Annotated in this window: 26 protein-coding genes; 18 read left to right on the plus strand and 8 right to left on the minus strand. The window is 59.9% G+C overall.

Going from position 1 to position 25,556, the window contains the following annotated elements; genetic code table 11:
* The first annotated feature begins 34 nt into the window (after nucleotides 1-34).
* A complete protein-coding gene (locus tag G3O01_RS09170; protein WP_205804227.1) occupies nucleotides 35-616 on the plus strand; it encodes a single-stranded DNA-binding protein in 582 nt (193 codons plus the stop codon).
* 141 nt (nucleotides 617-757) lie between these two features.
* The gene (locus G3O01_RS09175) at nucleotides 758-1,912 is read left to right on the plus strand and encodes a primase-helicase zinc-binding domain-containing protein (protein WP_205804228.1); all 1,155 of its coding nucleotides are present in this window, start codon (nucleotides 758-760) and stop codon (nucleotides 1,910-1,912) included.
* A 210-nt stretch (nucleotides 1,913-2,122) separates the two neighbouring features.
* On the opposite strand, the gene G3O01_RS09180 is transcribed toward G3O01_RS09175, so the two are convergent.
* Nucleotides 2,123-2,617, minus strand: coding sequence for a hypothetical protein (locus G3O01_RS09180; RefSeq protein ID WP_205804229.1), 495 nt, complete (start codon nucleotides 2,615-2,617; stop codon nucleotides 2,123-2,125).
* Nucleotides 2,618-2,794: 177 nt separating this feature from the next.
* Here G3O01_RS09180 and G3O01_RS09185 point away from each other — a divergent pair, with 177 nt between their 5' ends.
* Genes G3O01_RS09185 through G3O01_RS09195 form a run of 3 tightly spaced genes read left to right on the plus strand, consistent with a single transcriptional unit; the run spans nucleotide 2,795 to nucleotide 4,335 of the window.
* Nucleotides 2,795-3,274, plus strand: coding sequence for a hypothetical protein (locus G3O01_RS09185; protein WP_205804230.1), 480 nt, complete (start codon nucleotides 2,795-2,797; stop codon nucleotides 3,272-3,274).
* A gap of 6 nt (nucleotides 3,275-3,280) precedes the next feature.
* Complete coding sequence (locus tag G3O01_RS09190) at nucleotides 3,281-3,622, plus strand: hypothetical protein (protein ID WP_205804231.1); 342 nt, start codon at nucleotides 3,281-3,283, stop codon at nucleotides 3,620-3,622.
* A complete protein-coding gene (locus tag G3O01_RS09195) occupies nucleotides 3,577-4,335 on the plus strand; it encodes a hypothetical protein (protein ID WP_205804232.1) in 759 nt (252 codons plus the stop codon). The genes G3O01_RS09190 and G3O01_RS09195 overlap by 46 nt, the downstream gene beginning before the upstream one ends.
* Before the next feature lie 192 nt (nucleotides 4,336-4,527).
* Here the strand turns inward: G3O01_RS09195 and G3O01_RS09200 are convergent, their stop codons facing one another.
* Nucleotides 4,528-5,241: a hypothetical protein gene (locus G3O01_RS09200; RefSeq protein ID WP_205804233.1), complete on the minus strand. Its 714-nt coding sequence runs from the start codon at nucleotides 5,239-5,241 to the stop codon at nucleotides 4,528-4,530.
* 515 nt (nucleotides 5,242-5,756) lie between these two features.
* Here G3O01_RS09200 and G3O01_RS09205 point away from each other — a divergent pair.
* The 5 genes from G3O01_RS09205 to G3O01_RS09225 all read left to right on the plus strand — a co-directional run bounded on the left by G3O01_RS09205 (nucleotide 5,757) and on the right by G3O01_RS09225 (nucleotide 11,220).
* Nucleotides 5,757-6,251 carry a hypothetical protein gene (locus G3O01_RS09205; protein WP_205804234.1) on the plus strand — a complete coding sequence of 165 codons (495 nt, stop codon included), beginning with the start codon at nucleotides 5,757-5,759 and terminating at the stop codon, nucleotides 6,249-6,251.
* A gap of 384 nt (nucleotides 6,252-6,635) precedes the next feature.
* Complete coding sequence (locus G3O01_RS09210; protein ID WP_205804235.1) at nucleotides 6,636-7,703, plus strand: hypothetical protein; 1,068 nt, start codon at nucleotides 6,636-6,638, stop codon at nucleotides 7,701-7,703.
* A gap of 364 nt (nucleotides 7,704-8,067) precedes the next feature.
* Nucleotides 8,068-9,798 carry an ankyrin repeat domain-containing protein gene (locus G3O01_RS45735; RefSeq protein ID WP_205804236.1) on the plus strand — a complete coding sequence of 577 codons (1,731 nt, stop codon included), beginning with the start codon at nucleotides 8,068-8,070 and terminating at the stop codon, nucleotides 9,796-9,798.
* 57 nt (nucleotides 9,799-9,855) lie between these two features.
* Nucleotides 9,856-10,644 (plus strand): H-NS family nucleoid-associated regulatory protein, encoded by a 789-nt coding sequence (locus tag G3O01_RS09220; RefSeq protein ID WP_241023813.1) that lies wholly within the window; start codon nucleotides 9,856-9,858, stop codon nucleotides 10,642-10,644.
* Nucleotides 10,645-10,785: 141 nt separating this feature from the next.
* Nucleotides 10,786-11,220 (plus strand): SET domain-containing protein-lysine N-methyltransferase, encoded by a 435-nt coding sequence (locus G3O01_RS09225; protein ID WP_205804237.1) that lies wholly within the window; start codon nucleotides 10,786-10,788, stop codon nucleotides 11,218-11,220.
* A 23-nt stretch (nucleotides 11,221-11,243) separates the two neighbouring features.
* On the opposite strand, the gene G3O01_RS09230 is transcribed toward G3O01_RS09225, so the two are convergent.
* From G3O01_RS09230 to G3O01_RS09240, 3 genes are all read right to left on the minus strand, one after another.
* Nucleotides 11,244-11,465: a hypothetical protein gene (locus G3O01_RS09230; protein WP_205804238.1), complete on the minus strand. Its 222-nt coding sequence runs from the start codon at nucleotides 11,463-11,465 to the stop codon at nucleotides 11,244-11,246.
* Between the two features lie 123 nt (nucleotides 11,466-11,588).
* A complete protein-coding gene (locus tag G3O01_RS09235) occupies nucleotides 11,589-11,999 on the minus strand; it encodes a hypothetical protein (protein WP_205804239.1) in 411 nt (136 codons plus the stop codon).
* Between the two features lie 2 nt (nucleotides 12,000-12,001).
* Nucleotides 12,002-13,228 (minus strand): hypothetical protein, encoded by a 1,227-nt coding sequence (locus G3O01_RS09240; protein WP_205804240.1) that lies wholly within the window; start codon nucleotides 13,226-13,228, stop codon nucleotides 12,002-12,004.
* Nucleotides 13,229-13,522: 294 nt separating this feature from the next.
* On the opposite strand from G3O01_RS09240, the gene G3O01_RS09245 reads away from it, so the two are divergent.
* From G3O01_RS09245 to G3O01_RS09265, 5 genes are all read left to right on the plus strand, one after another.
* Nucleotides 13,523-13,975, plus strand: coding sequence for a hypothetical protein (locus G3O01_RS09245; protein WP_205804241.1), 453 nt, complete (start codon nucleotides 13,523-13,525; stop codon nucleotides 13,973-13,975).
* Nucleotides 13,976-14,070: 95 nt separating this feature from the next.
* Complete coding sequence (locus G3O01_RS09250) at nucleotides 14,071-14,520, plus strand: hypothetical protein (RefSeq protein ID WP_205804242.1); 450 nt, start codon at nucleotides 14,071-14,073, stop codon at nucleotides 14,518-14,520.
* A 50-nt stretch (nucleotides 14,521-14,570) separates the two neighbouring features.
* Nucleotides 14,571-15,308, plus strand: coding sequence for a hypothetical protein (locus tag G3O01_RS09255; RefSeq protein WP_205804243.1), 738 nt, complete (start codon nucleotides 14,571-14,573; stop codon nucleotides 15,306-15,308).
* A gap of 61 nt (nucleotides 15,309-15,369) precedes the next feature.
* Nucleotides 15,370-15,918 (plus strand): hypothetical protein, encoded by a 549-nt coding sequence (locus G3O01_RS09260; protein WP_205804244.1) that lies wholly within the window; start codon nucleotides 15,370-15,372, stop codon nucleotides 15,916-15,918.
* Between the two features lie 499 nt (nucleotides 15,919-16,417).
* The gene (locus G3O01_RS09265) at nucleotides 16,418-17,341 is read left to right on the plus strand and encodes an HNH endonuclease signature motif containing protein (protein WP_205804245.1); all 924 of its coding nucleotides are present in this window, start codon (nucleotides 16,418-16,420) and stop codon (nucleotides 17,339-17,341) included.
* 19 nt (nucleotides 17,342-17,360) lie between these two features.
* Here G3O01_RS09265 and G3O01_RS09270 read toward each other — a convergent pair whose 3' ends face one another.
* From G3O01_RS09270 to imuA, 3 genes are read right to left on the minus strand one after another with little or no spacing between them, the layout of a single operon-like run.
* Entirely contained in the window at nucleotides 17,361-20,516 is a 3,156-nt protein-coding gene (locus G3O01_RS09270) for an error-prone DNA polymerase (RefSeq protein WP_205804246.1), read from the minus strand.
* 3 nt (nucleotides 20,517-20,519) lie between these two features.
* A complete protein-coding gene (locus G3O01_RS09275) occupies nucleotides 20,520-21,986 on the minus strand; it encodes a DNA polymerase Y family protein (protein WP_205804247.1) in 1,467 nt (488 codons plus the stop codon).
* Nucleotides 21,916-22,626, minus strand: coding sequence for a translesion DNA synthesis-associated protein ImuA (gene imuA / locus G3O01_RS09280; RefSeq protein ID WP_205804248.1), 711 nt, complete (start codon nucleotides 22,624-22,626; stop codon nucleotides 21,916-21,918). Before imuA ends, G3O01_RS09275 begins: the two co-directional genes overlap by 71 nt.
* A gap of 262 nt (nucleotides 22,627-22,888) precedes the next feature.
* On the opposite strand from imuA, the gene G3O01_RS09285 reads away from it, so the two are divergent.
* The 3 genes from G3O01_RS09285 (at nucleotide 22,889) to G3O01_RS09295 (ending at nucleotide 25,553) form a co-directional block, all read left to right on the plus strand.
* On the plus strand, nucleotides 22,889-23,371 hold the full coding sequence (locus tag G3O01_RS09285) for a hypothetical protein (protein WP_205804249.1): 483 nt from the start codon (nucleotides 22,889-22,891) through the stop codon (nucleotides 23,369-23,371).
* Complete coding sequence (locus G3O01_RS09290; protein ID WP_205804250.1) at nucleotides 23,371-24,252, plus strand: hypothetical protein; 882 nt, start codon at nucleotides 23,371-23,373, stop codon at nucleotides 24,250-24,252. The genes G3O01_RS09285 and G3O01_RS09290 overlap by 1 nt, the downstream gene beginning before the upstream one ends.
* A gap of 83 nt (nucleotides 24,253-24,335) precedes the next feature.
* A complete protein-coding gene (locus tag G3O01_RS09295) occupies nucleotides 24,336-25,553 on the plus strand; it encodes a DUF4268 domain-containing protein (RefSeq protein WP_205804251.1) in 1,218 nt (405 codons plus the stop codon).
* The last annotated feature ends 3 nt before the right edge of the window (nucleotides 25,554-25,556 follow it).

Below are 25,556 nucleotides of genomic sequence, written 5' to 3' on the forward strand. Positions count from 1 at the left end.
TCAACGGCTTCGAGCGAAGCCTGGAGGGAAGCAAATGGCATCAGTGAACAAGGTCATCCTTGTCGGGAATCTCGGAGCCGATCCGGAGGTACGTTATCTGCCCAGCGGCGACGCGGTGGCAAACATCCGGCTGGCAACGACCGATCGCTATAAGGACAAGCAGAGCGGGGAGTTCAAAGAGAGCGTCGAGTGGCACCGGGTGAATTTTTTTGGGCGCCTAGCTGAAATCGTTTCGGAATACTTAAAGAAGGGTTCGTCCGTTTACATCGAGGGACGCATCCGCACGCGCAAGTACCAGGCTCAGGACGGCACCGATCGCTATTCAACCGAGATCGTTGCCGACCAGATGCAGATGCTTGGCGGCCGCGGCGGCGGCGACGGTGCCGACGGCGAACAACGCAGTGGAAACGGCAACCGTAGTCGGCCAGCAGGCAGCAGTGGCGGCGCTCGTTCTGCGGGTGGCAGCAACGGCTCGTCACCGGGACAAGCAACTGGTGCGCGACCCGCGACCGGCAGCTATCCTCAAGGCGGTGGGTTCGACGAGATGGATAACGATATTCCGTTTCCGGTCCTAACTAATTTCACGGATTCGCAACGGATGTATAGCGAATTCTAGAAAAAATGCGTCAGTTTCACTGACGCCCTGAAGGTCCCTCACGGGATCTTCTTGATGCAGCTACTCAGCTTCATCAAGAAGGTTCTGACTTCGCAGTACCTGCGCCTTTTTTGTCGCCATTCATTGGCATGAGGAAGAGCTATGAACAGCAAAACGCGTAGCACGCAACCTCGGCCCGTCCGGGAGAGGATTGATCTGGACAAGGTGGACTGGTTTGCCGTTTTGCCCGCCTACGGAATCCACGAGGATTACCTCAAAGGGAAACTCGGCTCGTGTCCGCTACCGAACTGTGGTGGTAAGACCCGCTTCAAGTTCTACAAGAATGCCTCGAACGGACGATGGTTCTGCGTTCACTGTGGCACCGGAAACGGCCTAAGCCTGCTTCAGCAATACACGGGCAAGGAGTGGGGGACTCTGTGTTATGAAATCCGTACCGGGAACTACAACGGAGGCATGCCGGTTTTTCAACCAGCACCGCCGCCGAAGGAGGCGAAGGGACGGGACGACCAGTCGGACGAGGATAAACGGCGCGCACTGCAGTACGCATGGGATCATCGCGCGCCGGAAGTAACTGAAGACTCCCCGGTATGGCAATACATCTCCGGTCGCGTGCCCGGTCTGAAACGGGAATGGTTGTCGCCCGACGTCGCGTATCACCCGGGCATGACCTTCGTCGACCATACGGGCAAGAAACTGGGCAAGTATCCAGTGATGCTGTTAAGGGCGCGAAGATCAGATCGCACGCCAGTCACACTGCATCGCACCTTCCTCACCAAGGAAGGCGAGAAAGTACCTTTTGTCGACGAACAAGGAGATTCAGCCGCGAAGAAGCAGATGAGTTCGCCGTATCCGCTGGCCGGCGCATCCATCAAGCTGAATACGGCCGTTTCGCGGAAGCTTGATCTGGTGGAAGGTTCTGAAACCGGCTTCGCTCGTGTTGCTGCGTGCGAAAACCGCCGGGAAGTGCGTTCGCTTCTGAACGCACGAAACCTTGGGGACGCGGATCTCGATTGGGACCAGTATGACGAAATCGACATCTATGCAGATCGTGATCGACTCCTTCCCGACAAGGGTTACAGGACGGGGCAGCACTTTGCGGAGAAGATCAAGCAAAAGGCCGAAAGCCAGGGTAAGCGCTGCCGCATCATCTATGCAGTGACGGAGGGCGAGGACTTTAACGACGTCTGGAAAAAGCAGTATGCAAAGCGAGAAGCGCGCAAGGCCGCGCGCGAAGCAAAGAAAAAGGCACGCGATGAAGCACGGGCTCAACACGCCGAACTCCGTCAAGCTGCCTGACACACTGTAGGATGCCGCCCTTCGGGGCGGCATTCACCTTTCCGCGCATCTTCAGCAACGCTTGCTGAGCGTTTCCGAAGATCCGTCTCTCCGTTTGCGCCTATTGGGCTGCCGCACACGGCGCCTGCCCCCCACGCCTCACCGCCTCAGCGCCTCAGCGCCTCACCGCCTCACCGCCTCACCGCCTCACCGCCTCACCGCCTCACCGCCTCACCGCGTCGCCCACGCCGGGCGGCCTATCGCTTCGTCACGCATCCACTCTTGCAGGCGTCCTGCCGTCACGTGCCCGCCTTCGGCCGCCGCGTCTAAGAGGAACGCACGGACAAAGCTACGACAGACGTCGTCAAAAAACGTCCAGGACCAGAAACTGTCCTGCCAGTCGGGCCGCAACCGCCAGACGACGTCGGAAGCGAGTTGATGCGCGGACTCACCGGCATGCCCCCAGGGACGATCGTCAACGGACCATGTCCGCCCGCTCGCGTTGCTCACAGCACGATGTTCGATCCCGGTGCCGACATGGGCGACGTGTGTATAGCCGAACGCCAGACCGACCCGATAGAAGTCGATCGGGCCGATATGGCCATCGGTAATCAGGGTGCGTCGACGCTTCTCGTCGACGAAATTGAAGATCTGAGCAGTCAAGATTTTCCTGATGGTGTCCAGGCCCAGCACAAAGTTTGGCCGCGCAACTGCGCGATCGTACATCTGAATCGCCTGCGGTCAACCCACCTCCCGTCAGCAGCGGGGGAATTTGAACCAGCCCGTTCTATGTTACGTTACTTGCTACAACCATCCGATTTTGCTCTTCAACTGCCACATACTGAGGCATCATGGTGTATATTGCGATCCCATACCTCAACCTCGTATCGCCGCGGAGGCGCTGTGCAAAACGATACTGTCCTTGTTCTCACCTATAAGAGCGTCGACACGATGTTTAAGGAGGGCGGGTGTGGGTACTGGCGGGCCAATGCCCATTCTTTGTCCAGTTGTAAATATCTTGTGGCCACACGCAACTCACGGCGGGCTGAACGGGAAGGCGATGAGCCGCATGGAGCTGCTTTCTTTGTCGGCGAAATCAACGGCGTGCGAGCTGACCGGGATCGCTACGTCGTCACGTTCAGCCGGTATGCGGTGCTCACAGTGCCGGTTGATGAAGTCTGGACCTCGGGCGGCTCAAATCCCGTGCACTATGCCGAATTCAGAACGCTCAAACTCCCCAAAAGCCTTGATTGGCAGGCGTGGCCGGCAACTCACGCCGAGAAAGTGGTCGATCGCCCACTGACTATCGCGCAGGCGAAAACAGGCTTGGCGATGACCTTCGGCGTCGATCCGTCTCAAATCGAAATCGTCATCAAGGGGTAGATGGTCATGGCAGCCAGAATAGCGAATGTCCGCTCCTCGACCGTTCTCGACGGAAAGCTCCTGTCGATCCGGGACGGCGGCTTCACGAAGGTCACGCGTGAGCAGCTAAAGCGCTGGTACGGATTGCGCCGCAATCTTCGCAGCGGCGTGACAGGGGCGCTCGCAGACGTTCATGAACGCTGGTTCGCAATCTCCGGCAGAGACCGGGGTTCCCTTCTTCAAATCGAGACCATCGACGGCTATCTTCTTTTCGCCGCCCACTCAGTGACAGTTTTCGGATGCCCAGACAGGATGGTCAAGCCATGTTCGAGAGCGGAAGCAACGCGCAAACGCCGCCTTGCGCAGTAGTAGGGGTCGGCGGCTTCGCCACCCGCATCGCCGACGAACTCTTTCGCCTGGCGCCGGCTGGCGAGTTGGCTCGTCGCTCGCCAGAGAACGCATCCACAGCGGGTGTCGATGCCAACGTGACCTTTGTGCTCTGGAACGGCGAAGACCCTGCGGCCGGGGAAGTCGCCGCCCGGGTCGAGAAGCGGGTTCGTGCAACAGGAGCACTTGCGGCGGGTGTGAGAGTGTTCTCGTCTGAAAGAGCACGTCCGCCTGTTGCGGACGGCCACGACAAGTCGAGCCTGCGGATCGACCTTGTCCGGGACGGCCTCGAGCACAAAATCGCCTGCCTCGTTGGTGGCTTCGCCGGCGCGATGGGCGAGCGCGGTGTCATCGGCGTCGACCTCGCGGACGTTCGCGAGGCCCTTGAGCATGCGGATAACGTCACGTACATCAGCGTTGGATACAGCGCTGGAGTGATGCGGGCGCAGGAGGCAACTCACCGAGCGCTTCAGGAGTTGAACAGGGCAGGCGTCAGGCCGATCAGTGCGACAGGAATATTCGTCCTGATCGCAGGCGCATCAATCAGGCCGACAGAAATGCGAGACGTGACGAACGTTGTTCGAACGGCCGCGGGAGGGCAGACGCATGTCTATCCGGGTGCCTATCGCGACGACCGCCTCGGACGACTGCTTCGAATAACCCTTGTCGTATCTGTGCCGACCGAAGCCCGGTGAGCTGTATAGCGTTGCCCCACCTGATCTCTTCGGCTGGCCCGCTTCCATGAATCGAACCGGTGTATTTGAAACTAAAACGCCATTTCATCATAAGATGCAGTCCTGACTACTGCATATACGGGGAGCGTCTGATGCAGTACCAACGGGCCCCTTCGGGGCCAAAAACCGGCCTCCAACGAAGGGGGTTCACTGTCACACGTCCATATATTGGCGTTCGCTCAGGGCCGTTCCGAGAAAATTGGCCACGTTCTTCATGATGCTAAGCAGCTGATATCCAACTTCCGCACTCCACCGATCACAAAGATCGAAGGAGGCCGCCTCGACGTTGCCAAACGGCTCCTCGGACGGTGTCCTGCGCAATACGCAGGCGCTCCAAAGCACAAAGCCACCAGAAGAGCGTGCGGGTAGCGCCGAATGAAGCGAAAACCCGACAAGCGAGGTCCTGCGGAACCTGAAACTCTCGTTACGCCAGCGGAACCCCGCCCACTCTCCGTCACGGGACCGGAAAACGAAGAAGTGCGCATCGTCTTCGAAGTCGGGCACCCATCCTAGGTCACGGAATGCGACAAAGTCCGCTGTGCTCGCCATAGAGGTGGGTGAGCCCGTCGTTCCGACTTCGATCTCGGTGATATCGCGAAAAGATCGCTTAAGCCCCTCATAGAGTTCGCCGTTCAGGCGCCCGGCCGACTCCCGCGCCCACTCCGGCGTCCAGCTCTCGTATTGCAGTCGAAGCCCGATATGCTCAAACACCGCATGGTCGCCGACATTTCCCCAAAGCTTGTTGTCGTTTTCCCGCGAACTGGCGTGCAAGGAGCCGATTGGATAGGGTGTTTTCTCGATCGGCATCCGCTTGTCGGTTGGGCGCTTCTCTTTACGGGGGGAGGACTCCGCTTCGTTTGTTGACATACAAGACACCCTTCGGACCTCGATCATTGACTGCACGGACGAGTTAGCCACTGCGGCCGGCATTCGGGTAGAAAAATCAGTTTAAGCGAAGAGAATAGCCCTCCGGAAGCCGGAGGATGCACCTGACACGCATAAAGTCGCAGGCGTGTGAAGACGTCATGTACAGTTCTATCTCAGTGCAACTTCCATTGCGACAGCGAGACTACGGGAAATGGTGAAACCGTCTTTGCTAGCGCCGATCGCGGCGCTAACCGTGCTTTCCTGCATCGCTAGCGGCGTGCGCGCCGCCAGTTTCGACTGTGCGAAAGCCAGTTCCAGGCAAGAGAGGGTGATATGCAAAGACAATACTTTGGACGAACTCGATTTCCGTCTTGCCGTCGCATACAAACAGACGCTCGATCGAGCTGACGATCAGGCTGGGCTTTTCAGGTCGCAGAGGGAGTGGATTCAGGCACGAGACCGCTGCAAAGACGTGGCCTGTATAAAGGAGTCCTATCTTACGAGGCTGCAAACCCTTGAAACAGGTCAAGCTCGCTGGCTATGCAACTTATCGCGATCCGGTCCTCGAGGTCTCGTTCGACTATCTTGCCAACAGGCAAGTCAAGAAATCCTGCAGCGCTGACCGTGTTTGTTCGCTCGCCCTGCTCGGCAAGAACATGGGCCCGAGCCATTACATCCTCAGGTTCACGCTAAAGGCCGGCGATCTGGAGACTGCCGCAGAGGATGCCGGGTTTGAGCGACAGGACGACGGCAGGTGGATGACAAAGTACGGTCCCGGCGTGCCCACCGAACCGGATGCTTTCAGCGGGCGTGGCTGGAAGGGGATTCGCGCGACGACGGCGTGTGGCGTCTGGGACCCCGAGACGGGAATGCATACGGGCGAATGCGTGCAGGCCGCGATCAGAAATGGAACACGGTCTGCGGTAGTCGATAGCGAGGGCAGCCTTGGCCTCGACGAGCCGAGCACGCGTAGCGTCGAATCGTTCAGGTTCACGTCCAAACAGCCTTGACCTCACCATCGGCCTCGAGGTCGAAAAGCCCTCGTTTATGGGGAAGTGGCGAAGCGCCTTTATCTACGGGGCATCGCGGGGCTGAGAAGACTACGTTTATCGGACGTCTCAACAAGGTCAGGAGAGATCGGCCGTGCCGGACCCAACGTCCGAACTGATTTTTCGACGTCGAAAATCTGCAAAGAACCGAATTCGAGAGACCCGGTTTTCCGGGCATCGGGTGCCCGACGCCTCGTCCCGGCCGGCCCGAAGCGGTGATGCGCATCGCAATTCCAACCGAACGGATTTTCCCAAGCCGTTGTTTACAAACACTATTCGCTTGTGATGCGGAACTAGATCGGATACTCTGCGGGGGGTGTGCTGTATATTTATACAGGGGGCCCAATGTGGCTAGAAGACCAACCTCAAGCCATCTTTGATATTACTGCTCCGCATCTCGACGAGTGGGTCGAGCGCCCGCTAAAAGCGTTCGAGATTTACATCCGACTGTTTGCTGGCAAGCAGTACTCGGACGTCTCCGCACGGCAGTACATAGCGAATTTTCGGAAGCTGGTCACCTTCCTTGAGTCGCGCAAGCCGCCCCAGAACGTGACGACGATCGGCCCCGACGGACTGTATGAGTTTCTGACCTGGCTTGAGGGGCGTAACCCCGAGTCGCCCATCGCACAGTCGACGGATGAACCCGGCACGACGACGGCCGCTACCCGTCGACAGGTCCAGAGCGAGACCAAATTCCGCTACATCGACGTCCTCAATGGGCTGATGGACCATCTCGTCGCTTACGGGTACCGGAAAAGCAACCCGATGCTGGACACGGCACGCGCCGTCAAGCGGGGGCAGGGAGAGGGGCAAATTGTCTTTCTTGAAGAGGAACAGGACAAGTTGCTTCAGCGCTACCTGCTCGAGGACTATGACGTCTCGACCACCCTCGGGAAGCGAAACCGCGCGCTTATGCTCATGCTGCTTGGAACGGGCATCACGCCGGCGCAGGCGCAGGGCGCCTGGGTGGACGACTTCATCTTCAACGACGGCCCCGCGGAGTTCGTCGTGCTCAAGGAGCGACCGGATACCCGCGATCGCAAGGACCAGCACCGTGTCCGCCTTTCTGCATTTTGCGTCGAGCCTATCGTTGAATGGCTGGCGCTGCGAAAAGAAGCACTCATCGACGGCCCGAACAGGCACGGCGAGCGCCTCGCATTTCCGAGTGAGCGAACCGACGGCCGACTGTCGAACGAAGGCATCTATCATATCGTCCGAACGACGTTCGAGACTCTCGGGTTGGATACGGCCGACGTGGGTCCGCGCGTGCTTCGGTACACCTTCATGCGCCGCCAGATCAAGGCGGGGACTTTCTCCGATCAGGACCTTATGAATATGTTGGGTCTCGGCACCACCAAAACGCTGTTGCGCGTTCGAAAACTGACGTTCAAAGGCGACACTGTCCCGGTATAATCCCCGCCGGACGGGCGTTTCCGCCGAAGGAGATGCCCGGTAGATAATCCTCACACCAATAGCCGTATAGCGTGTGGTTTCGCACATACGGCGGGTGTGGACGCACAGATATAATCGCCGGGAAATAAAATCGTCTGATGATTGTAATTGAAATTAGGTGTCAATCAGCCAGTGAGCTTATTGAAAGCCTGCTTAATCGCGATTTTTAGATCGATACCAGCCAGGGGCAGAAGGGTCCCTTGACTGGCGACAGCGCAGCGATAGCGCGCTAAAAAAATGAAGGCTGCCTTGGGCTACGTGCTCGCGGCCTGAAAGGGGAGTGAATGGGCGTTACGGGGACCGGTGGCCCCATGGGGGCACATCCGTGAGCGAGCTTGCCGCACGGGGAGAAAAGGCATCGCAGGACTTGATGGATGAGTTCGGGCGATTGATCTCGCTTTGGAGCGTCCACGACTCGTTGTCGCGAGCGCGCCAGCAGCGCGTTCAGGCGGCGCCACGAGCAATTGCGGACTGGATCGATCACTTCGCACCCAACCTCAAGGATCAACCGACCCTCGATATCGTCGTCGTGGCCAGTGCAGAGAATCTGGAGATCGAGGACGGCGGGGTCTGGTATCACCTCATCCCCAAGTTCCTAGAACGGATCATGACGGTCAACGTTACGATCCTGCCCGCGCTGGAAAGCCTTGGCTGGATGCGACTCGGCCGGAAAACCCGCTATTCGCGCACCCGATCGCCCCGCGAGATCTCCGCGATCGGGGCGCGCGCCGCAGAGTTTGTGCAGGCGTCGCTGCCCGAGTTTCTCGAACGCAACCCTGAGAAACCGATCGACCTTGTCGTGCTCATGGATGCCGAACTGGACGATCTGAACCGACGACTGCTGGGTACCGGCGGCATCGAGGCCGCGCTCGCGCGCGGTGCGTGCATTGCCGTGGGTTCAAACGAACTCCAGTCCTACGAAAAGCAGCAATGGTTGCTCGGGCAGTACGGTTATGGTGTGAGCGCTCCGGTTTGCGAAGTGGGCACGCTGCGGCTTGAGCACCTCTGTCTTCCTGACTACGAGGTGCGTTGGTCCGATGTGCTCTGGAAGATTGAATCGGCACCCTTCGATGGTCCATGGCCGCATGACCCGGCCGCAATGAAGCGGCTCGACAACTTCGAACTGTATCTGCTCGCAGCAGAGAAGGGGCTGGGCAAGCGCGTACACCGCGCTTATCTGGGCCAACCGAACTTTGCGCTGGAGTATGACGACGGAGAGCATATTCTGGTTGGGCTTCCGTCGGGCATTCTCGTCGACATGGTTGACGGCGCGCTGATGTACGCAGACGAGAATGAGGGCGTAGACGATCTGGAAAACGCCGCCGGCTTCACAGTCCCTGCGCACGTACGCGCCCAGTATCCCGATGAATCCGCACCGGCCTTCGAACGTGCGCTGTGGTCCGCAGAAACGGCCCGGCTGATTGACAAGGTGCTGCGAGCCGCCACGGATCCGGAGCCGCACTTTGTGCACGATGGCGATACCCCTGATGAGGTATTCGACGCGCTGAGGCCCGTCCAGAACGTCACAAGCTCAGACTCGGCCGGACCATTTGCACTCGGGCGACCAACACCCGGAGGCGAAGCCCTTTTTCGCGCATTATCCAAAGGGCAGTGGGGCGCGGCAATCAATATGATTCTCGAGGATCCCCACCTCGTTAATGCCGTCAACGAATACGGTGAGACCCCCGCTTTCCTGATTCGCCACAAGGATCGGACTGACTACCAGAAGCTCAAGCGTCTGGGTGCAAACCTATCTCACAAAGATAATCTCGGCTTTTCGCTTATTCACCGCATCGCACAGGCGGGTTCGAGAGATGCGGCGCTATTCTGCCTGATGAGTGGTGTCGACGTTAATCTGACTGGACCTGACGGATGGACACCTGCTTTACTTGCCTTGGCAAACGGCAATTTCGAAGTGCTTGAAATTTTGCTGCTGCAGGGTGCGGACGTAAGCAAGAGGACAGAACTCGGTTACAGTCTGCGGGATCTCGGCGAAGGATTGAATATGCCTGACAGACTTAAAGATCTCCTCAGGCACAGGGCGACGCCCAATTAAGCGGTGACTACCCGAATCCCTAAGAGTTGCTGCTAAGCCACTTTTACCTGCTATTCCTTGTCAATTTCGACAGTCATACTGTACGGCGTCTATAATCCAGGCGCTGGCGCGGTGTGCGCCTTGCACCACCGGGGAAACGACATGACAACTTTGAGTGCAATTCAAAAGCAGATTGCGAAGCTGGAAGGGCAGGCACAAGCACTGCTGAACAAACGCGGAAATGCCGCGCGTAACATCCTCAAGCAGATGCGCAAAGACGGCGTAACGATTGAGGATCTTCAGGCAATTGAACCGACGGGTCGCGCTCCTCGCAACGGCAATGCAACAGCTACTGCGCCGGCGGCAAAAAGCAAGATGCCCGCCAAATACCGTGACCCCGCTACTGGTGCAACGTGGAGCGGCCACGCGCGCCCTCCCGCCTGGATCAAGGACGCTAAAGACCGCTCGGTGTTCCTGATCGAAAAGAGCGCGACGAAGGCCACCGCCGTGCCGAAGACGACGGCAAAGGGCGCCGGCGCGTCGAAAGCTGCGGCTCAGCCGAAGCAAGCCCGGACCATGAAGGCGAAGTATCAGGATCCGGCATCCGGTGCGACGTGGTCCGGTGCAGGTCGTCCGCCCGCATGGATCGCTCAAGCGGAAGACAGAAGTGCGTTCCTGGTCGGCAATGCGTCGAAAGCTAAAGCGTCGACGAAGACTGCTGCAAAGCGGAGTCCCGCAAAGAAGGCCTCGACGAAAGCACCTGCGAAGAAGGTTCGCGTCGCGAAGAAAGTGACAACGAAGAAGGCTGCGGCGAAAGCACCCACTGCTCCGGCCATCACTGAGACTCAGGCCGCGGCAAGCGCCTGACGCTGAGCTCGGCGACATCGAGAAAAGCCACCTTCCCGGTGGCTTTTTCTTTTTGGCTTGCACATATCCGTCACGCATCGTCGGCGTGTAGACTTTGATTCAGCGTCCCAGCGACGAAACAGATCCTTTGGGAGTTCTTCTGTGCGGCGAGTCGTCGTAAGAAAGTCAGTAATTCATGGGAAGGGAGTGTTCGCACTGACGGGCCTAAAAGCCGGCGAGCGGATACTCGAATACAAGGGCGAGATTATCCGGTGGAAGAGCGCGATGCGTCGCTATCGCGACTCCGCCGAAACAGGCCATACGTTTCTGTTCGGCCTTTCGGACGGTCGACTCATTGACGGGGGGCGCGGCGGAAACAGTTCCCGCTGGCTGAATCACGCCTGTAACGCCAACTGCGAGACGATCGAGATCGGCGAAAAGGTGTTTATTGAGGCGACCCGAGATATTGCCGCAGGAGAGGAACTCTTCATTGCATACGCCCTTTCGGTGGATGATTGCAACGCTGAAGAGACCCGCAGACTCTATAACTGTCACTGCGGCGCAGCCGAGTGTCGAGGCACGATGCTAGCCGCTTGAGTGGGTGCGGCGCCCAGGAAAGGTCAGTTCGATCGGCCCAGTACAGCCTTGCGATACTGTGCGCGCAACAGGAAGTCGGGCACCGGTGCCAGAACTTCCGACATGAATTGAAGCTCAGGGCATGACTCAATACCGTGGCGGCGACCTGCGCGATAGAAGGCTTCCCGCGCAGCATCGAGTTGCGATCTGTCGCCGTTGGCAACGGCGCGAATAGCCAGCGTTTCGGACTCGGTCAGGATCTGCATGTCCGGAATCTCATGATTGTTGTCAGGTATGTCATTTTAAGCAACGGAAAGCGACCTGCAACTCGCGACCCGGTGAAAAGCAGCGAACGATGGACGATCGCCGTTTTTCCCGGTTCGCAGCTTCTAACAGGCCGACCTGCGCGGGAGCGTCTCGCTGTACGCACCCAGGCCGTACACGACGACGCCCCTCGCGAGGATCCATTCCGGTTCGCCAATCCTCGCCGCGAGCACGTCGGGCTTCCCGACGACTATCTCCGTGAACCTGAGTGCACGCATCTCAAGCCCCACCGAGCGCAAACTGGCCGCGAATTCTTCATGGAATCCAAATGGGCAATCTTCGGCGAAATCGATTCTGAGCACTGCCTGATCGCGCGAGCAGAGGTTGAGCACTTCAGCCCACGATTCGTAGCCCAGGCGCGCCGCCGCATGCTCAAGAACCACGCGGCCTGCCGCGCGGTCATCCTCAGTCGGCGTCATCTTGCGCCGGTAGCCGGAGCGGCCCACCGGTTCCTCCTGTTGGCGAGTCGCGGCCACGTCTAGCTCCAGTCAGAATCCACGGAAGAACCGGTACCCGTCGAATCGCGTCCAGTATCACCCCAATCATTTCCACCGTTGCCGGCGTCGAAAATCTTGTCGGCGGCCGGAGGAGGGCTCCGACGATAGTCGTCATCATCTGGAGCAACACGGCTTTCGGTTCGAGGTGCTTCGCGTGGGCGGTCGCGCTCCACATACACATCGCGCTCGATAACGCGATCGTGCTGGACGCCCCTGTCGTGATCGCGCAGAACATCCGCGAGCACGACAGCTGACAGCAGGTCAGAGGAGTCGCTGTTCTGCTGAACGATGACGGTTTGCGGCGCATGTGCGGGGGCCGCCGGCGACGGGGCGACGTAGTCGTCGCGATGCCTGTCCGTATAGGTTCCGCCGAACCGGAACTCCGGTTCCGATCGCGTCCCGGTGCGGCGTGTCTCGACGACTGGCTCGGTTCCGTTGATACGGTTACGAAGATGTCCTGCTTCACCAACGAGATAGGCCACATTACTCGCCGGCACAGGCTGGCCCGCTTCAAGAGAGGTCAGTGCGCCGACGATCCTTTGCTCAAGATCAACGGCGTTTTGCTCCAGCGAGCGAATGTCGGCGGACATCGCCAGCTTCGCATCGAGTTTTGCGTGCTTGACCGTAGAGAGCGCGTCGGTCAACTGGCGCATCTGATCCTTGCGCTCCTGAGTCTTGCGCTCTTCACGCGTCCGCTTGTGGCGCTTTACCAGCCACACGAAATAGAAGACCCCTATGACAAGTGCAGCGACCGAGGCGATCCACACGCCAACAGGAATCTGAATCTCCTTTTTCTGCGGCGCTCCAGCAACCGGCACGGTCGGCACTGTGGCGAGCGTCGCCGGAAGGGGGCCGCTGTTGTCACGTGAGGCAAGGGTCAGCTGTTCCTTCAGACGCGCCTCAATTTTCGCTACCCGATCGGCGCTCGCGAACGTCAGGGCGGCGTCAAGGCGCTTCGCCTCTGCAAGTTCCCTGAGGCCATCACCTGGGCGACCTTCAAAACCGAGTACCTGTGCCTCCCAGAAATGTGCCTTCGCGCTCGAGGGATGCGCTTTCAGAACATCCTGAAGCAGCACGTCGGCCTTCGCATACTGGTGCGCGTCAACGGCTTGCGCGATCTCGGCGACCGTCGGCGTCGCGAGCGCCATCGGTGCCGCGCAGGTCAAGGCGAGAGCTGCTAGCAGTTTCACTGTCTTCATTTTTGTCATTCATTCACCTGAAAGGAATCATCCCAGTTCCGGGATGCGTTACGCGACAGCATCACTCATGAAATCTCTACTGCAAGTCGTACCGCTCGATCTGGCTAACCGCTGCTCGCGCGATCCGTCGGCCGTCCCTGCGGCACCCCTTATCGACCACCCGAGGCGAAATTTCAGCCTTCGCCCGACAAATATCGCGACCCTTGCCCCGCAATTGGACTGAATTTCATCGTGTCGGCGCCGATAAGCGGGAATAGTGGCGCCCAGCGCGCGTGTTTAGCAGCGAGTCCAAGGGAACAGGCTATGAAGCAGATCGGGATATACATCAGTCCGCGTGGCATAGCGCGCCGTCTCGCGCTCGGGCGGTGGGATTACTCAACCGCCCATATTCTGGAACTGGCGTTCGTCAAGACAGTGCTGCGCGCCGGCTTCTCCCTCTTCCGGCAGCCGGAGTCGTTCTACGAAGAACGGGTCTGGGTATTTGAGCGGCGCGAGGCGTCCGGCATGAAAGCTCTGCTGGAAATCGGTGTCGCTGGCTCGGACCTTCGCGCATCTTGCTATGCACTACCGCCCGGTGAAGTGGACGGCACAGTCGTTGCGAAGGAGTTGTTGGTCCCCGACGATTCGCTCTCTACGAACCGGCTCAACGGCGCGACGAGGGCGTCGCTCCTGCTCGAGCAGTTGGCCAATCTGGAGATCTTCTGTACCGCGTCGCCCGGCTCTGCGCCGCGCGTGTCGTCGACCGTTGTTCAGTGAGGACACGGTCACGCCAAAGCGAGACAGCTTCGGCCCGAAGCTGGTGGGAGCCGCGTGACAATCTGGCTCGCCATTGAAAGACCGAATCCGGCTGTATGGCACAATCCGCTTCCACCTCACGCCACCATATGAAAATGATCAGAAAGACCGCGATTGTCCTCGTCGGCGTGTTCGTCTGTGCGTCGGCCGCAAGAGCCGAATGGGTTGCCTACACAAAGCCCGACGGTGACGCGCCCACTTACTTTTCAAACGAGGTTTGCCACGAGCTTGGTGCCAAGTCATTCGGCTTCATGGTGCAATGGAGCGACCATGGGGGCGAAGTTCGCGGATGCTGGGCGCCGGATGAGGTCTCGTGGCGGGTGGGTTACCCAACAGACGAAGAGGGTCCGACTAACCGAACGTGGACGCCTAACCAGGTGCATTGGAACAATGACGGCTACTACGGTGTGAAAGGCACGCGGCTGCCCGCCGGGGTACACGTGCAGGCCATCCCGCCCAAAGGATCAGGCGCCAATGCGCCGCGCCGGGTCCAGTATGCAGGCTGAACCGGCACACTGACACCCAGGTAATTTCGAACCACTTACAGGAGAGTAGCGTGTCCACGATCGTATCGGCAGCGCTTACCAAGGTTGAAATCTTCAACGTCACGGTAAATCACTATCATGTTCAGACGATTCCTGCTGTTGAAACCCTGATCGCCGGTCTGCGAGAAAAGCAGGAGGCGTTCGAGCTGCGCGCCGCGGCGATGGTCTCACCGGACCGGTTACAGGACAGCGCAATCGATGTCATCGCACTTTTCGGCAAGCTGCTGGACATGATCAAGCCGCAGGCTTTCGGGTCCAAATACGTCTACAGCACCGAACTTCTCAATGCGATGAAATCAGGCGTTGCTCTGCTGGACATGTATGAGCGAGTCAGCGCACAGGTTCCAGGATTTGGCCATGTAATTCGCGATCATCTCGCCAAGCGGCTGGACGCGTTCTATCGCGACAGTGAGGCGGGTCAGGCCATCAATACCGAATGGTTGGGCGACGCGATGTTCTACGACTGGCTGATTGCGAACGAGATGCTCGAGGACCCCCAACTCAATCGATGGGCCGATTACAAATACGTGCCGACTTTCAGCGCAGAGGAGCTCCAGGCCTTTGAGCAGGAGAAGGGCGCGAAAATCGCTAAGGCCGTCAAAGAGATCACTGCCGAGAATGGCGGGCGATGCTACATGGCGAATCCGCATCGGGATCCGATGATGCGAAACTACTTCGAAGCATACAAACTGCAGCGCGCCGGCATCAAGGATATGGGCAGCATCCCGGAGCAACATCGGCTCGCGTAGCCCCGATAGCCCGGTCATCCTGGGGCGCTTTAGTTCACACCAAAAAGGCTGATCGAACCTGATGCGAAGCATCTACGAGAACAAGAACTTGCGGCAGGCGCTCCACGACGTCTACGTGGCTCAGTTCAACGCCATCCGCCAGTACGGATCATGCTTCATCCCTAGCGACGCGACCAGAATGCTGACCGGGCTGATGGGTAGCCGGGTCTGGAGCTGGCGCGTGATCGGCGTGACACCCGCGGCCCTCGACGTATTCGCGGAAAACGGCTTCAAACCGCCTCGCCGCGCCCTCCAGCGCGGCCACAAACACAACCGGGCGGACACGGCGCAAGCATTGTTCTTTGACCGCGACGCGCCAATGCAGTTGAACGACTTCTACGACTTCTTTCTGGCGCGCGACGAGACTGTGCTCATGAAAAGCGGAGAGAACAGACCTCGGTCAAAAGCACCGTTTCCGGACTACATTCCGATCGATCGCAAACTGGATCTGTTCCCTTGCGCTCCAGTTGTCGGATGGCATCACCGGACGGAAGAAGTGAATTTTCTTCGCAACCTTCACGCGTCGTGGAAGTCTGGTGCGCTGGCGACAATTGCGGGCCGTACGGGCTGACAGCGGCCGGCGCTGAAGATGCGAGGCATCGTTGCCAGCCGCCCGAAGGGGTTACCCGCCCGCGTTCGGTGAGCTTTTCCAGGACCTCGGTGCGCATCGAGTATCGCTGATTGCGCATCCATTCCTCGAGCTCCGGACGCCACGCTGACCAGACTTGGTTGTCCAGGTCGAACTCCTCGTCGATCCTCGAGCGGTCTTCATATCGAAGGAGGGCAAAGACGATCTGCTGCCCGTCCCACCACGCGGCGCACGCGGCTTCCAGGTCTGCAGTCGTGCCAGGCGGCACATCGCGCAGCATCATGGCGAGATTGGACTTAAACGCCCTAAGCGATGAAGCCACAAGCGGGTCGTTCGGGTCAGATTCCAACAGTCGCTTGAGCGTCTCTTCAGAGCACATGGACGGTCCTCCACAATCGATACGTACGGCAAGCATTGCGCATGCCCGTGTCAATCCACATCGCAACTATACTTTCGGCAATTCACGCGAGCGCTTTTGTCCATGATTGATCTTTCAAACTATACCGGCCCTTCGCCGACCGATTTCGCGACGAGTGTCATGCAAGCGCTGTCAGCCGAAGGCTTTGACGTCGTGACGACCCCGCAAGGTCGTTTTGAGGACAGCCGGGCGACCTTGCGTATCCTCTGGCGGGGTGTCGTCGTTGGGTTGATGTCGGCCGACCTGTGGGAGAAAAAAGGATATGCCTGCCTGTACAAGTTTCCGGACGACCGTTCATCTCTCTCGATATCCAAGGCTCCTAAGGACTTCGACGTGGTTTCGTTTGCTACCCAGCTTCGTTGTGAACCAAACCGGCTCTACCTTGACCCTCGGTCTGACGGCTCGTACCTTTACGTAGAAGACGAAGCAACGTGCCTGGTCCTGATGCTTGACTGGGCGAGGCGGATTGACGAGATCCTGTTCCCGTCGCGGGGCAACGGGGAAGCGCAGCAGATTCTGAACGACGTACGCGCCATTCTTGAAGACAAGACAAAATCGCCGACCCAGCGGCGCGTCGAAGCAGACGCCCGACTGGGACAAGGAAAGTTCAGGGCCGATCTGATGAAAGAGTTCGGAAGCGCGTGCGCTGCGACGCAACTTGGCGTCGCACAGGTGCTGCGCGCCTCCCACATCCTCCCATGGAAAAAGTCCGACGACGACCAGAAGGTCGATCCCAAAAACGGGCTTCTGCCGTCGGCGAACCTTGATGCGCTCTTCGATCGGTATATGATCACCTTCCGGCCGGACGGCAGACTGGAATTTTCCGCATCAATCACACAGGCCGAACAGGAGAGGCTCGGACCCGCGCCCGACCTTCAAAGGAGGCCATGTGACAAGCGCGCGGCGTACCTCAAGCTACACAACGCGGAATTCGACCAGCTCGAGAAAAAACGACTGAAATACATGCAAGCCTGGGAGCGGTCCTGACGCAGTCAGCGCGCGCCACTCAGTGAAAATTCCGGCTCGCCGTTGGTAGTTCGCCCAAAAGGTGCGATAGATTGACTAGGCGTTGCGCAACAAGGTGCTTAACGTCGCCCTCACGTTGCCACTGCCCGTACACCGCCAGGAGCGAAGATCCGAGCGCCTCGGCACGTTGCCGCTCGAGTACGGACTGCCAGACGATCACGTTCACCGACCCGGTTTCGTCTTCCAACGTCATGAACATCACACCGTTCGCCGTTCCGGGACGTTGCCGGACGGTGACGATGCCGCACGCGCGCGCGAGTTGCCCGTTGCGGTATTGCGATAAGGCGTCCGCAGGCATGAGGCGCATCCCCTGCAACTTGGGACGGAGCAAGGCGAGGGGATGTCGACCCAATGTCAGGCCGGTCGACCTGAAATCGGCGACCAGATCCTGGCCTTCAGTCGGCGCCACGAGATCGGGGGATTCTTCCTCGCGAGCCGTTGCACGTAGCAGATCCTTGTCCGGCACAGCAGCCACGGCCTTCCAAAGCGCCTGATGACGATCGCCAGCAAGCGGCTTCAACGCATTCGCTGCTGCGAGCACCTGAAGGTCGTGTCTGTCGAGTTGCGCGCGATTCGCAAGATCAGCGACGTCTTTGAAGTCCATGACCGCGCGCGCGGCCTCAATACGACGCGCAGTTTCCTCACGCATGCCCCGGACTAGCGACATTCCGAGCCGTACGGGCGCCATCGTCCCTGCACCTTCGAGCGTCGATTCCCAGCTACTGATCGTGATGTCGACGGCCAGCACGCCGACGCCGTGTCTCTTCGCGTCCTGGACCAGTTGCGATGGCGAGTAGAAACCCATTGGCTGGCTGTTGAGCATCGCGCACAGGAATGCTGCTGGTTCATGGCGCTTGAGCCAGCAGCTTGCATAGACGAGCAGCGCGAAGCTCGCCGCGTGGCTCTCCGGAAAGCCGTATTCGCCGAAGCCCTGGATTTGCGCGAAGATCGATTCCGCAAACTCGCGGTCGTAGCCGCGCTGAAGCATCCCTTCAACGATGCGGTCGTGATAGTGTTGCAGGCCGCCCTTGCGCTTCCATGCGGCCATCGCGCGCCGCAACTGGTCTGCTTCGCCCCCGCTAAACCCCGCCGCGAGCATTGCAACCTGCATCACCTGCTCTTGGAAAATCGGAACGCCGAGCGTGCGCTTGAGCGCTTTTTCAACTTCCGGACTTGGATAGCTGACGGGTTCGAGCCCCTGCCGACGGCGAAGATACGGATGAACGGCTCCGCCTTGTATAGGTCCTGGTCTGACCAGGGCGACCTCAATAACCAGGTCATAGAACTCGCGTGGCCTCAGGCGCGGGAGCATGCTCATCTGGGCACGCGACTCGATCTGGAACACGCCGATGGTATCAGCGGCACAGATCATATCGTAGGTCGCCTCGTCCTCGGCGGGAATGTCCTGCATCTCGAATGGCTCGCCACGCTGCTGCGAGACCAGCTCGAGTGTTCGGCGGATCGCCGACAACATGCCGAGCGCGAGCACGTCTATTTTGAGGAGTCCTAGCGCTTCCAGATCGTCCTTGTCCCACTGGATGACGGTGCGATCCACCATCGACGCGTTTTCGACGGGCACGAGCCGCGAAAGCTTGCCGCGCGCGATCACGAACCCCCCTACATGTTGGGACAAATGACGAGGGAAGTTGAGTAGTGTCGCCGCAAGCGTTGCCCACTGCTGGATGATCGGCGTCTCTGGGTCCAGCCCGCTATCAACGAAGCGACGCATCAGATCGGCGCTCGAATCGAACCAGTGATGTTCCTTCGCGACGCGATCGACAATTACCGGATCGATGCCGAGCGCCTTGCCGGAATCGCGAATCGCCGATCGGGGGCGATAGGTTGTGACGGCAGCCGCGAGCGCCGCGCGCGTGCGCGTGTATTTGCGATAGATGTACTGGATGATCTCCTCTCGTCTCTGGTGCTCGAAGTCGGTGTCGATATCGGGAACGTCGCCCGCCAAAGCGCGTTCCCTTGAGATGAACCGTTCGAACAACAGATTGCCGCGCGCGGGATCCACCTCAGTGATCCCGAGGCAGTAGCAGATAGCCGAGTTCGCCGCCGATCCGCGCCCCTGACACAGGATGCCTTCGTTGCGTGCGAAACGGACGATGTCGTACACCGTCAGGAAGTACGGCTCGTATTTAAGCTCAGCGATCAGCGACAGTTCGTGCTCTATCTGCGTCTGCACATTGTGCGGGATGCCGCGCGGATACCGGCGATGGGCGCCGAGATAGGTTTCCTGCCGCAGGTACGCGGTCGGCGTGGTGCCGGGCGGCACGAGCTCGTCTGGATATTCGTATCGCAGCTCGTCAAGCTTGAATGTACAGCGCGACGCAATGATTAGCGTTTGCGCGAGCGCGTCGGCCGGATAGACGTTAGCCAGCCGCAACCGCGAGCGGAGATGCTGTTCGGCATTCGGCGCCAGTTCGAAACCGCATTCGGTCACGGGCCGGTTAAGGCGTATCGCCGTCAGTGTGTCCTGCAGCGGCTTGCGCGAGCGCACGTGCATCAACACCTGACCGCTGGCCACCACGTTCAAACCGTTCCGCTCGGCGACGTTGTAGACAGTATTGCGATGCAGGTCGTCGAGCGCGCGGGCGTGCAGGGTCAGCCCCATCCAGCAGCGGTCTGCGCCGAACGTCAGTGCCGCCCACTTCGCCTGCGCGTCGAGGCGTACATCCTTCGCGGGAAATTCAGGTGTCAGGATGACCAGGCAGTCGGGAAGCGCGCGCAGATGCGCATAGGGTGGATCGGGGTGTTCGAGGTCGTGCGGGTACACGACATAGGTGCCCTTGGCCGTGCGCGTGCGCGCGAGCGTGATGAGTTCCGACAGGTTGCCGTAGCCTTCACGGCTCTGGGCGATCGCAGTGAAGGCGAGGGCGGGCGAGCCGTCGGCGTTCGTGACGCGAAAGTGTGCGCCAACGAGAAGCTTGATGCCCGCTTCCTTTGCGGCGACGTGCGCGCGCACGATGCCCGCCAGCGAGCATTCGTCAGTGATCGCAATTGCCTCGTAGCCAAGCTGCGCCGCGCGAGCGGCCAGTTCCTCGGCGTGCGAAGCACCCTGCAGGAACGTGAAGTTGGATGCGCACTGCAGCTCGGCATAACCGGGCAGGCCGAATGACAGGGAGGACATGACTTAACCGAACAGACCATGCAGATACCAGCGTGGCTCGTCCTCGTCGACGGCTCCGATCCGCTCACGGAAAATCCAGTAGCAGATGTGATCGTCGGCCTCGGCAACAAAGTAATCGCGCGTTACCGGCTCCCCCTGGAACCAGCCCGCTTCGACACGTTCGCCGGATGAGACCGTCCGTAGTGGCGAGCCGTAAAACGGTCGCTCGCCCCGCATCAGCAGCTTGATCGGCGACTCCAGCAGCCACGCGGGACGGGGCGTGTCCGTCGCTGGCGGGACGTACTTCGTCTTGTCCGTGACGGACACCCAGCGCGCCGCGACTTCAGGCCTATGATCGGCAACAGGGGCGGGTTTGAGTACGTTTTCGGCGCCTAGGCGCGCGACCAGCAGTTCAAGCAGCCGCGCGTGATCGGCGGCCGTACCGCCGGGCTCTGGGAACAGCGAGTCCGACGCTGGCTCCGCCTCCTTTACGTCCTGCACAACGAGTTGCAGCGCGATGACGGCGGCCGCCAGTTCGACGCGGCCCAGCCGTTCTTTTAGCAGTCGCATCAGGTGGTCTTCCCGCCACGTCGGCTCGGCGAGTGACACGTCGATCGTCGTCGGCTCAATCGCGCTGCGGCCACGCTCGTGTTCGAGCAATAGCGCGATGCGGGTGACAGCGAGCTGCTTCTGTGTCAACCAGCCCGTCAGCTGCACAACAAGGCGACGAGCCGCGAATAGACACGCTTCCGCATGCTCAATCCGGTCAGGGAGTTCGACGCGCGCGTCGAAGGTGGGTGGCGTCTGGTACCACTCGTACACGTGTGGAGAATCCCCGCTTGCGCGGTCCAGCATGTCAAGAAGTGCCGTCCCGCAACGTTTTTTCAAACCTTCACGAGGAAGGCGCATCAGTTGACCGACGGTCTCGCACCCGATCCCCGCGAGCCATTCGAGATGACGACGCGCGGGAATGGCCAGTCCGACTGGTAAGGACGCAAGCGCGCCTGGAAGTGAATCGTGTGAGAGTGATACGCCGCCCCGATATCGGGCGAGCATCCACGCACCCTGGCCGGTCGGCGCGACGCCGATCGTCGCCGTGAGGCCGATTGCGTCAGCAACCCGCCGCGCCATCGCGCGCATCGACCGGATTCCGCCGAACAGGCGCAGGCTTGCCGATACGTCCACGAGCAGCGTGTTTTCCTCGGCCACGACCACCTGCGGCGACAGGTTCAGCAGACCGGTTGCCACCTCCCGAACAGCCACGATCTCGCGCGCGCCATCGCGCTCGTGCATCACGGTCTGCGGTGCGAGCGTAAGCACGCCTCCGCGTCGCATGCCCGTGCAGACGCCCGCACGCCGCCCTGCGTCGTCCACCGCAATCACGCGTTCCTTTTCGAGTACGGCGAGCCCATCGTCTCGCTCAAGCGACCACTTCGGCCGGAATATCTCGAGCGACAGGAGCGGAAGATGGACGCCAATCCAAAGCTGCATTGTTTCGTTTTACATTCAGGACCGGGGAGGGTGACAGCGGGACAAATAGCGGCTCATCGCGCGCGGGACCCCGGCGCTTCACAAACTCGATATTCACACCTCCGTTTGCCGCCCGTATCGCAAGCCGTAGCGGTGCTGGAGACGCGTCGCGCGTCGTAGCCAATGGCCGCATCATGAAGAAGAGCGAATCGGAAGCCTGCGCGGCCTGATGAAGCCGCCTGAGCGACTCCGGCCGCACGTGCTGCTGCCACATAAGCAGCGCACCACACGTGCCCGCCCGAAGAATCTGCTCACCTGCCCATAACACGTCCGCCGTCGAACCGGCGCCCACCGTCAACAGGTTGTCCGCTCGCAGCCCCCACCACGCGAGCGCCGTCGGCTGCAACTCGTGCGGGGGCTTAAGCAGCACCACGGGCTTGGCCTGGAGGGCCTCGAAGGCCGCGCGCAGCAGACGAAGCTCGCCGCAGCCGTGCTGTTGCACGAGGAGGTCGGTGAGAGAGCCCCGGGGCCACCCGCCGCCGGGCAATTCCGCAGCGAGACCCGCGTCGCCACAATCAACCGTCCTGCCCGCTACGCGCGCGAGCTGATTGCCCCTCCACAGGGCAGGATGTATCGCTTCCGGCAGCAAAACGGCCCCCATCGCTCCCTCCGCGCACTGTTAAAACACTGTATGGATAAACAGTATATCCTGGAATTCGCTGACCGGAAATCCGTCAAAAAGGGCGCTATCCCAGGTCCTGACCGCCCCACGCTCTGGCGACGCTTGACCAAAGCCACGCATCTGTGAAAATCGCTGCGCGTGCAACCAGACCAGCACAAATGCAGTGGCATCGCCGAAATATGCGCCCGCCAGGGGCAGTGGGCGCCGGCACCTCTTTGAATGTCGTTACAGGGGATCCAGAATGGACTACGAGACCGCGCTGTTCTTCGACAGCGCGTTAAGGGAAGTCATCGCTCGACATCGTCGTACGGTGTACGGGCGGGAGATAGGGCGTCAGCTATCCGAACTGCTCGACGCGGCGAACGAATGGCCTCGAGACGAACAAGCCTTCGCTCGCGCCGTGGAGTCCGCACTTGAAGTGCTGGTCGAACTTGCGTTCGAACACCCGTCGGAGATGGACCGGGAGAACCTGTTCGACGGATTGTCCAGAATCTGCCAGAAGACGATCTCACGCATTGAGTACGTCGACCGCGCGAGCAGCCGGGTCACCGGGGAACTCAACCGCCCCGAGCGCGCCGAGCCCGAGGATGACGAAGTCCTCCTCCGGTCGTTTGCGAGGGAATGGATACCGCCCGCGGACAACGAATTCCAGTCCGCCGATCCCGCGCCCCGTCGTTCCGGTGGCCGCGGTCGTGCGCGAAACAGTAACCGTGCGAGGTCCTGATGGCTGCCCGAAAGAAAGCGACTGGTAGCTCCGCGAAAGGAACAGCCTCGCAGAAGCAGAAGGCGCCCACCGCTGCACAAAAGAATGAAATCAGGAAGCGCCTCGACTCGCTGTTTACGCGTGCCGTCGAACAAAAGAAGGCGGCACATCAGCAGTCAACCGCTATCGGTCGCGGCCCCCTGACGATCGGCGGCCGGAATCTGAAAAAGGGCGCCGCGTTTGAACTGTTCGCCCTCGGTTGCCTACTGCATTACATGCGCGAACAGGGTTTCGATATCGAGGCAAAGAATGTCGGCCCCGGTAACACGCTCACCTTCGCGGGCGGCCCGTCGATGGCCGATAAGAGCGTGCACAGCTGGTTTTGCATTACCAAAAAAAGCTCCCCAATGCTGGAGGCGTGGGTCTCGATCGAGGCGACCACCATCAGCTCTTCGCTCTCTAACGGAACGAAACCCTCCGCGAAGAAAGCGTCTGCACACCATCACGAGTTCGACGTTGCCCTTTTCACCCCACTCGAGAAAGAGCCGCACAGGCCGAGCTACACGCAACTCGTGCTGGGCGCGTCGTGCAAGGACTTCCTCGTCAAGAAAGAACAGGTTCGGGAGGCCCTGGGGCTTCGCATGGAGACTGGCCGGCTTATAAACGCCGCCAAAACGAGCCTATGCGACTGGTTCGTGCCCAAGATTCCGGTGGATCCCGCTTCAGCTGTTGTGCTCTTCAGCAAGGGAAGTAACTGCGAAGCCTACGCACACCCTGTCGATAAACTCGGCCTGTATGTGCGCCAGCTGCAGCCGTGGATGGCTGCATACAGCCCATTAAAGGCCAGCGGTTCGCCTACCGGAAAGGCGCTAAAAAAAGATAATGGACTGGCGAAAAAATGAGAAAACCAGCGATCGCACAAAACCGCACAGACCTCGCGCCGACCGCTGACTCACGCGGCCTGTAACCCACGCATCCATCTTCTATGTCCCGCAACTCGTTCTCACCGCTTCTCATATCCCCACAATCGGAGACCATCCAGCTACGGCCCGTCGTAGCGGGCGGTCGTGAGGGTGACTACAGCGAAGCTGATTTACAGCGCCTCATCCACGCGCACCCGTCGTGTCTGCCGATCGCGGAGATCGATACGGTATTCGCTGACCCGATTGCGATCTGCACAGAGCTTGAAACAACTACCGGCCGAATCGACAATTTCATGGTCACCGCATCTGGTTTGCCCGTCATCGTCGAGTGCAAGCTGTGGCGCAATCCCGAGGCGCGACGTGAAGTGGTTGGCCAGATCCTCGACTATGCGAAGGAACTGACGCGCTGGTCCTCATCCGATCTGCAACGCGGAGTGCGGAGCCGCCTGAAACGCAGTGGCGATCCGATTCTTGAACTGGTGCGCGCGGTCGCCCCGGACACCGATGAAATCCAGTTCAACGACGCGCTGACGGGCAATCTTCGGCGTGGCCGTTTTCTGTTGCTGATTGTCGGAGATGGAATTCGCGAGGGTGTGGAAGCGATCAGCGATTACCTGCAGGCACATGCGGGCCTACATTTCACTCTCGGACTCGTCGAAATGCGCATGTTTTCGACGCCCGACGGAAGCCGTCTGATTGTGCCGCGCGTCCTCGCCCGAACGAAAGTGCTGACGAGAACCGTGGTGGCCGTCCCTGACGGCTTCGGTCTCGCTCCCGACGAAGAAGAGGCGATCACCGCCGGCATCGATCCTGCACGCGTCGACCGGATGAACGGGCAACAACAGTTCTGGAGCGGCTTCCTGCAGGCACTGAAGCTGGACGATCCCGAGCAGGCGATCCCAAAGCCCGCAAGACAGGGCTACCTCAACTTCATGCTGCACCCGAACGCGTGGTTGAACGTGTACCGGAATCAGCAACTCAATGAGGTCGGCGTCGAGCTCTCGTCAAACAGGAATACCGTCGGCGACTACGCCATGCGGGCTATCGTTGAGGAGTGGGCCAACATCAAGACGGACCTTGGCGGTGCCGCCGAAATTTTTCAGAGACCGTCCGATGGAAGAACGTCAATTCACGATCGCCGCTCATTTCCGAACACCGACGCGCCAGAAATCCGCGAACAGATCTATGAATGGCTGGCCGAGCGGACCAACGCGTTCGTCAACGTGTTGCGGCCGCGCGTCCGATCGGCGGTCGCGGACTTTGAACGGAAGGAAGGATGATCG

This window comes from Burkholderia sp. Ac-20365 (assembly GCF_017104715.1).
Taxonomy (GTDB): Bacteria; Pseudomonadota; Gammaproteobacteria; order Burkholderiales; family Burkholderiaceae; genus Paraburkholderia.

Excerpts from the sequence above, each read along its gene's own strand:
- G3O01_RS09170 (WP_205804227.1), top strand. The coding sequence starts at position 35 with ATGGCATCAGTGAACAAGGTCATCCTTGTCGGGAATCTCGGAGCCGAT.
- G3O01_RS09295 (WP_205804251.1), top strand. The coding sequence starts at position 24,336 with ATGTCCCGCAACTCGTTCTCACCGCTTCTCATATCCCCACAATCGGAG.
- G3O01_RS09245 (WP_205804241.1), top strand. The coding sequence starts at position 13,523 with ATGAAGCAGATCGGGATATACATCAGTCCGCGTGGCATAGCGCGCCGT.
- G3O01_RS09285 (WP_205804249.1), top strand. The coding sequence starts at position 22,889 with ATGGACTACGAGACCGCGCTGTTCTTCGACAGCGCGTTAAGGGAAGTC.
- G3O01_RS09270 (WP_205804246.1), bottom strand. The coding sequence starts at position 20,516 with ATGTCCTCCCTGTCATTCGGCCTGCCCGGTTATGCCGAGCTGCAGTGC.
- G3O01_RS09200 (WP_205804233.1), bottom strand. The coding sequence starts at position 5,241 with ATGTCAACAAACGAAGCGGAGTCCTCCCCCCGTAAAGAGAAGCGCCCA.
- G3O01_RS09210 (WP_205804235.1), top strand. The coding sequence starts at position 6,636 with ATGTGGCTAGAAGACCAACCTCAAGCCATCTTTGATATTACTGCTCCG.
- G3O01_RS09240 (WP_205804240.1), bottom strand. The coding sequence starts at position 13,228 with ATGACAAAAATGAAGACAGTGAAACTGCTAGCAGCTCTCGCCTTGACC.
- G3O01_RS09180 (WP_205804229.1), bottom strand. The coding sequence starts at position 2,617 with ATGTACGATCGCGCAGTTGCGCGGCCAAACTTTGTGCTGGGCCTGGAC.
- imuA (WP_205804248.1), bottom strand. The coding sequence starts at position 22,626 with ATGGGGGCCGTTTTGCTGCCGGAAGCGATACATCCTGCCCTGTGGAGG.
- G3O01_RS09260 (WP_205804244.1), top strand. The coding sequence starts at position 15,370 with ATGCGAAGCATCTACGAGAACAAGAACTTGCGGCAGGCGCTCCACGAC.
- G3O01_RS09175 (WP_205804228.1), top strand. The coding sequence starts at position 758 with ATGAACAGCAAAACGCGTAGCACGCAACCTCGGCCCGTCCGGGAGAGG.
- G3O01_RS09265 (WP_205804245.1), top strand. The coding sequence starts at position 16,418 with ATGATTGATCTTTCAAACTATACCGGCCCTTCGCCGACCGATTTCGCG.
- G3O01_RS09250 (WP_205804242.1), top strand. The coding sequence starts at position 14,071 with ATGGCACAATCCGCTTCCACCTCACGCCACCATATGAAAATGATCAGA.
- G3O01_RS09190 (WP_205804231.1), top strand. The coding sequence starts at position 3,281 with ATGGCAGCCAGAATAGCGAATGTCCGCTCCTCGACCGTTCTCGACGGA.
- G3O01_RS09195 (WP_205804232.1), top strand. The coding sequence starts at position 3,577 with ATGTTCGAGAGCGGAAGCAACGCGCAAACGCCGCCTTGCGCAGTAGTA.
- G3O01_RS09230 (WP_205804238.1), bottom strand. The coding sequence starts at position 11,465 with ATGCAGATCCTGACCGAGTCCGAAACGCTGGCTATTCGCGCCGTTGCC.
- G3O01_RS09275 (WP_205804247.1), bottom strand. The coding sequence starts at position 21,986 with ATGCAGCTTTGGATTGGCGTCCATCTTCCGCTCCTGTCGCTCGAGATA.
- G3O01_RS09290 (WP_205804250.1), top strand. The coding sequence starts at position 23,371 with ATGGCTGCCCGAAAGAAAGCGACTGGTAGCTCCGCGAAAGGAACAGCC.